The sequence below is a fragment of the Caulobacter sp. D5 genome (assembly GCF_003185805.1).
Classification (GTDB): Bacteria; Pseudomonadota; Alphaproteobacteria; order Caulobacterales; family Caulobacteraceae; genus Caulobacter.
This window is the reverse complement of the sequence record NZ_QHJY01000383.1, coordinates 1-6,331: the sequence shown is the minus strand read 5'-3', so window position 1 is coordinate 6,331 and position 6,331 is coordinate 1. Positions and strand designations below refer to the sequence as shown.

Below are 6,331 nucleotides of genomic sequence, written 5' to 3'. Positions count from 1 at the left end.
CACAGGGCCGCCTCGTCCGGCGCCGGGCCCAGCGCCGCGAAGGCCTCGCGGCGGCGGGCGGGCCAGTCGACGCCCCGCTCGGCCGACAGGGGGTAATAGGCCGCGAAGGCGTCGGCGACAGCGGCCAGGGTCCGCTGCGGCGTCCACGGCCGCTGGTCCGAGCAGGTCTTCGGCAGGGCCTTCAGCCGATCGAAGCGATAGACCGTGCCGTCGGCCTCGCCGGCGATCTCGACCAGTTCCTTACCAGCCGGCCGCCACAGCTTCAGCACGCCGTCGGGGTCGGCCTCCGGCCGCGGGTCACGCCAGCAGTCAGTCCCGGCCACGTGATAGAGGCTCGGCCCCTTGGCGTCGAACCGCACGATCCAACCGTAGCCCCGCGACCGCCAGACGCCTTGCAGCACAGGCGCGACGACGCCGTTCTCGACCACCGGGCGCGCGCCTTCGGTCGCCAGGGACGGCGTACCGACGGACAGTCCCGCGATCAGGGCGGCGCAGGCCAGGGCTTTCATGAAAGCTCGGTCAGGGCTGAACAGCCGCGCGGAGCGACTTCCCGGAAGCCTCTTCGACGCGCCTGATATCGGATCGCTGGCTCATGATGGAGGGAAGGCTAGCAAGCGCCGGCCGTCTTCGCCACAGAGCCGGTTCCGCCACGCAAAAAGGCCCGGCTCTGCGAACCGGGCCCATCGGCATTCCAGAGCGAGCGGCGTTCACGCCGCGCGCGGATCAGCCCAGCGCGGCCAAGACGGCCTTCTGCTTGGCCGCGTCCAGGTGCGGGACCAGGGCCTTGACGATGTCGATCGTGGCCTTGTTGACCACCCGAACGTCGGGCGCGGGGTCGCCGCCGTGGATCTTGAGCCAGAGTTCGATGATCCAGTGCGGATCGTTGGCATGCGCGAGGACGATGGGACGAAGCGCCATGACGGTAACCTCATGAGTTGCAACGTCGCAACGATACACCCATGAGGGCAATTTTTAAGCGTGCGCGGCGGGTCTTCACCGGAGCGTGAAGACCCGCCGCGCGCCGCCTCACTCGGCCTTCAGATAGATTTCCGAGCCCTGCTCTTTGAACTTCTCGCTCATCTGCGCCATGCCCAGCTCTGCCGTGTTAGGCGCCTGGGCGGCGGCGAAGTCGCGGACTTCCTGGCTGATCTTCATCGAGCAGAACTTCGGACCGCACATCGAGCAGAAGTGCGCGGTCTTGTGCGCCTCCTTGGGCAGGGTCTCGTCGTGGAAGGCCCGGGCGGTCTCGGGGTCGAGGCCGAGGTTGAACTGGTCCTCCCAGCGGAACTCGAACCGCGCCCGGCTGATGGCGTCGTCCCACATGGCCGCGCCAGGGTGACCCTTGGCGAGGTCGGCGGCGTGGGCGGCCAGCTTGTAGGTGATGACGCCGGTTTTGACGTCGTTGCGGTCGGGCAGGCCCAGGTGCTCCTTGGGCGTGACGTAGCAGAGCATCGCCGTGCCGAACCAGCCGATCATCGCCGCCCCGATCGCCGAGGTGATGTGGTCGTAGCCAGGGGCGATGTCGGTGGTCAACGGACCGAGGGTATAGAAGGGGGCCTCGTGGCAATGCTTCAGTTGCTCGTCCATGTTGGCCTTGATCTTGTGCATGGCCACGTGGCCCGGCCCCTCGATCATCACCTGCACGCCATGCTTCCAGGCCACCTTGGTCAGCTCGCCCAGGGTGCGCAGTTCGGAGAACTGGGCCTCGTCGTTGGCGTCGGCGGTCGAGCCCGGACGCAGGCCGTCGCCCAGCGAGAACGACACGTCGTAGGCGCGCATGATCTCGCAGATCTCTTCGAAGCGCTCGTAGAGGAAGTTCTCCTTGTGGTGGGCCAGGCACCACTTGGCCATGATCGAGCCGCCACGGCTGACGATGCCGGTGACGCGCTTGGCGGTCATCGGCACGAAGGGAAGACGCACGCCGGCGTGGATCGTGAAGTAGTCCACGCCCTGCTCGGCCTGCTCGATCAGGGTGTCGCGGAAGACCTCCCAGTTCAGGTCCTCGGCCACGCCGCCGACCTTCTCCAGCGCCTGGTAGATCGGCACGGTGCCGATGGGCACGGCGCTGTTACGGATGATCCAGTCGCGGATGTTGTGGATGTTGCGGCCGGTCGACAGGTCCATGACCGTGTCGGCGCCCCAGCGGGTGGCCCAGACCATCTTGTCGACCTCGTCGGCGACGGTGCCGAGCACGGCCGAGTTGCCGATGTTGGCGTTGATCTTGACCAGGAAGTTGCGGCCGATGGCCATCGGCTCCAGTTCGCCGTGGTGGATGTTGGCCGGGATGATGGCGCGGCCACGGGCCACTTCCTGGCGCACGAACTCGGGCGTCACGAAGTCGGGCACGGACGCCCCGAAGTCCTCGCCGTCGCGCACGCAGGGCGCGGACTGTTCGCGGCGCAGGTTCTCGCGGATGGCGACGTATTCCATCTCGGCGGTGATGACGCCGGCGCGGGCGTATTCCAGCTGGGTGACCAGCTTGCCGGTCGCCCCACGATAGATCTTGCGGCCGTTGTCGGGGAACTGCGGGGCCAGGTGCTTGCCCTGGGCGAAGCCGTTGTCCTCGGGCTTCACCTCGCGGGGGTTGGAGACGATCTCGACGTCGCCGCGGGCGACGACCCAGGCTTCGCGGGCGCGCTGCAGGCCCTTCTCGATGTCGATGGTCGCGGTCGGGTCGGTGTAGGGGCCGGACGGGTCGTAGATGGTCACCGGCGGCTCGTTGGCCGACGGGTGGACGGCCACCTCGCGGAACGGCACGCGGATGTCGGGAAACAGCTCGCCGGCCTGATGGACCTTGCGCGACCCGGGAATGGGGCCGGTGGCGACGTCGCTGGTCGCCGGGATGATGGGGGTTTGGGCGTTCATGTTGCGGGCTCCTCAAGCATTGAAGAGACCCGGACGTGTCGAGCTAAGTCGGTTGTACGGCCTGGACTGTACGCCTCCGGACCGCGTTCCCTCCCTTCGCCGGCATGACCCGGATCAGGTTCGACGGGTCAGGGCTCAAGCCCAATCTCAGCCGCGACAGCGACCCCCCGGTGAACAGGGCGGACACTAGGGATGTTGACGCGCGGGTCAAGGGCGCAAGAACGCCGTTTCGTCAACGCATTTACAGGTTGTACGATCAGGCAGATACATCTCAAGCGACACAACGCCGTGGCGAGGGGAGCCGACATGGGCGAGCGTTTCGATCTTCTGGCTTTCTTCGCGCGGTCCAAGATGCCGCTGGGCCTGCCGCTGCTGGCCGCGGCGGCGGTTCCTGGAGCGATCATCGGCCTTCTGCTGTTCTATCTGCCGGACCTGCCGCTGGACCTGGCCTTCTTCGGCGGCTGGCTGGCGCTGCTGTCGCTGGCGGCGCTGGTCTGGGCGACGATCTTCTGGGGGCTGGCCGTCGCGGTGACGCCGCAGCAGCAGGCGCTGACCAGCGCCTCGGTGGTGGCCGTGGCCATGTCGCTGGCCATCGCCTCGGTCGCCTCGCCGCCGGCGATCGGCTCGCTGGCTCAGAAGACCGGACGGGTGGTCGAGGCGGCCCTGGCCTGGACGCCGGCCCTGGTCTCGCAGGCGGTCAGCGGCATCGACCCCTGCTCGGGCGACGCCCTGACCAAGCCCGAGCAGCGTCGGCAGGCGGTGCTGAAGGGCCGGATCACCGGCGTGCTGCACGGCTTCATCAGCCGTGGCGACCGCGCCTGCACGCCGGCCGACCTGATCCCCGCCGGCCTCTCGGCGACGAGCGCGACGGCGGTGACCGGCGGGGCCTGGATCTGGTTCCTGATCGTGTTCGGCCTCTGCCTCGTGCTGGCCCGCGCCCTGGCCGAGGCGCGACTGCAATGGTACCCGGGCGACGGCTCGCGCGAGCCGATCATCGCCTATCCGAAGTGGATCGCCGCGGTCGTCTACACGGCGATCCTGATCCCGGCCTCTTATCTGGCCATCGGCTCGCTGCTGCTGCTGACCCAGGAGACCACGGCGGTCGACCAGGCCGAGCTGAACCGGCGGCTCGACGAAGTCGAGGCCAAGGCGATGTCGAACCAGAGCATGGAGCCGCTGACGGTGAACACCGGCCTCTTGCTGGGCCAGGCGGTGAACGCCGCCAACGCCGTGCCGCCCTCGCCGCCCGCCGCGACCGTGCGAGGGCCGGAGGTGGGCGGAGAGCCCGCGCCGGTCGCCGCCGCCGTGTCCGCCGCCCTGCCCGTCACGCTGGCGGTGGACCAGGCCGAGCAGTTGCGGATCATCGTTCAGGGCGTGAACGACTATCAGAAGCTCAGCCAGCGCTTCGAGCAGTACCGGGTGTCGCGCAAGCTGGAGATCGTCGCCGCCTACAACGAGGCGGTCGGTCGGTTCCCGCCCAGCCAGCTGCCCGGCTATGTCGACATCCTGGTCGAGCGCTATCGCGAGCAGGTGGTCTCCCGCCGCCTGCAGCTGCGCCAGTGCCTGGGGGCGCTGGCCGGGGTGCAGACCGTGTCGATCGTCGATCGCCGGATGAACCTGCGCAACCTGGCCGCCGCCGCGCCCTACACCGAGGAGATCAAGAAGACCTGCAAGGCGCCGACCGAGACGACGCTGCAGACGACGTCCGACGAGGTCGCGGCCGATCGCAACCTGCGGCTGGGCAACCTGATCGAGCGGGTGCTGTACCGCTGGCTGATCGGGGTGCCGGCCTCGACCCTGCTGATCCTGGGCCTGATCGGCTTTGGCCTGTTCGGCGCGGCGATCCGCATGCTGGGCCGGCCCGATCGGCCCGAAGCCGCCAACGAGCCCGACCAGCCGGTCGACGCCGCCGCCCGCGCCCGGGTCGAAGACCTGTTCGCCCGCAGCGAAGTCCTGACCCAGACCCCGCCGCCGGCCGACGACGACGTCTCGCCCCAGGCCGAACGCCAGCGCCAGATCCGCCGGCAGGAGATCCTGGCCCTGAAGGCCCTGGCGTTGCGGATCAACGCGGCCTCGCGCAGCGACCACGCCGGCAGCAACAACATCGTCTATTTCCGCGCCAACTACGTCGTCGACGACGACGGGCTGGTGCGGGTGGGCGAGCGCGTGGCGGTCAGCGGGGCCCCGGCCCGGGTGCTGGTCCACGGCATGGGCGCGGCCTTCACGATCTTCCTGCTCAGCGAATGCGGCGCGCGGCTGTTCAACGAGGGCGGCCAGACCAACCCGATCGGCATGCTGGCCATGGGCTTCATCGGCGCGGTGTTCGCCGAGGACATCTGGAAGCGGGCCCGCGAGGTGCTGGGCGACAACCTCAAGCGCAAGCCCGAGCCGAAGTCGCCGCCCGAGCCCGCGCCCCAGTCCGCGCCCCAGCCGGCCGCCGTGCCCGCCGAATAGGCCTAGAGCGTGCTCGCCGAGAAGGTGTCGCAGGCCGCCGGCTTGCCCGCGTCGTAGCCCTTGCCGAACCAGCGCATGCGCTGGGCGCTGGTGCCGTGGGTGAAGCTGTCGGGCATGACGCGCCCCTGGGCCTTTTCCTGGATGGCGTCGTCGCCGACCGAGGCCGCGGCCCCCAGGCCGTCCTCGATGTCGGCGCGGGTGATCTGGATGTTCGAGACCTCGGGCGCGTGCCGCGCCCAGACGCCGGCGTAGCAGTCGGCCTGCAGTTCCAGCCGCACCGAGCCGCTCTGCGCGCCCTGCCGGCCCAGGCGGTCGGCCTGGCGGTTGGCGCCCAGCTGGTTCTGGATGTGGTGACCGATCTCGTGGCTGATCACATAGGCGCGGGCGAACTCGCCCTTGGCCCCGAACTTGGTCTCCAGCTCGTTCCAGAAGCTGAGGTCGAGATAGACCTTGCGGTCGGCCGGACAATAGAACGGCCCCATCGCCGCCTGACCCGCGCCGCAGCCGGTGCCGGTCGAGGCGTCGTACAGCACCACGGCGGCCGGCGGGACGTACTTGCCGCCCGAGCGGGCGAAGATCGGCCCCCAGACGTCGGCGTTCGAGGTCTCGATGACATCGACGAAGCGGCCGCCCTCGTCCTGCACCGAGCCACGCTGGCCCTCCTGCTGGGCGGCAGGCTCCTGGGCGCCGTTGACGACGCTGAGGGTGGTCTCCGGATTGATGCCGAAGACGAAATAGCCGACGGCCGCCAGCACCAGAGCCCCGACGCCGCCGCCGACCACGCCGACCGGACCCAGGCCGCGACGATCCTCGATGTTGCCGGAGCGCCGGCCGTCTTCCCATTCCATCCGCGCGGATCCCCTGGTGTTCTCGAAAGTCTAGTGGTCGGAGGCGGGCCGAACGGCCCGGATCGCCGCATTGCTCCGCGCCAGGCGGGCGTCGGTCAAGCGGTCGAGTTCGTCGAGGCGCAGCGACAGGGCCGCCGCCGGATCGCCGCGCGCGGGCAAGACCT

Annotated in this window: 4 protein-coding genes, 1 pseudogene and 1 riboswitch; of the genes and pseudogenes, 1 reads left to right on the top strand and 4 read right to left on the bottom strand. The window is 69.5% G+C overall.

The annotated features are described in order from the left end of the window. The 3 genes and pseudogenes from DMC18_RS21565 to thiC form a co-directional block, all read right to left on the bottom strand. Window positions 1-509 (bottom strand): annotated as a pseudogene (locus DMC18_RS21565) (peptidase); the annotation flags it as partial. Window positions 510-723: 214 nt separating this feature from the next. Then, window positions 724-918, bottom strand: coding sequence for a hypothetical protein (locus tag DMC18_RS21560; RefSeq protein ID WP_110133296.1), 195 nt, complete (start codon window positions 916-918; stop codon window positions 724-726). Window positions 919-1,026: 108 nt separating this feature from the next. Beyond that, window positions 1,027-2,865 carry a phosphomethylpyrimidine synthase ThiC gene (thiC, locus tag DMC18_RS21555; protein ID WP_110133295.1) on the bottom strand — a complete coding sequence of 613 codons (1,839 nt, stop codon included), beginning with the start codon at window positions 2,863-2,865 and terminating at the stop codon, window positions 1,027-1,029. 74 nt (window positions 2,866-2,939) lie between these two features. Then, window positions 2,940-3,045, bottom strand: a riboswitch (TPP riboswitch). A 126-nt stretch (window positions 3,046-3,171) separates the two neighbouring features. Between thiC and DMC18_RS21550 the strand changes: the two genes are divergently transcribed. Then, on the top strand, window positions 3,172-5,319 hold the full coding sequence (locus DMC18_RS21550) for a hypothetical protein (protein WP_110121002.1): 2,148 nt from the start codon (window positions 3,172-3,174) through the stop codon (window positions 5,317-5,319). Between the two features lie 2 nt (window positions 5,320-5,321). Here DMC18_RS21550 and DMC18_RS21545 read toward each other — a convergent pair whose 3' ends face one another. Then, window positions 5,322-6,167: a neutral zinc metallopeptidase gene (locus tag DMC18_RS21545; RefSeq protein ID WP_110121001.1), complete on the bottom strand. Its 846-nt coding sequence runs from the start codon at window positions 6,165-6,167 to the stop codon at window positions 5,322-5,324. Window positions 6,168-6,331 lie beyond the last annotated feature (164 nt).

Excerpts from the sequence above, each read along its gene's own strand:
- DMC18_RS21560 (WP_110133296.1), bottom strand. The coding sequence starts at position 918 with ATGGCGCTTCGTCCCATCGTCCTCGCGCATGCCAACGATCCGCACTGG.
- thiC (WP_110133295.1), bottom strand. The coding sequence starts at position 2,865 with ATGAACGCCCAAACCCCCATCATCCCGGCGACCAGCGACGTCGCCACC.
- DMC18_RS21550 (WP_110121002.1), top strand. The coding sequence starts at position 3,172 with ATGGGCGAGCGTTTCGATCTTCTGGCTTTCTTCGCGCGGTCCAAGATG.
- DMC18_RS21545 (WP_110121001.1), bottom strand. The coding sequence starts at position 6,167 with ATGGAATGGGAAGACGGCCGGCGCTCCGGCAACATCGAGGATCGTCGC.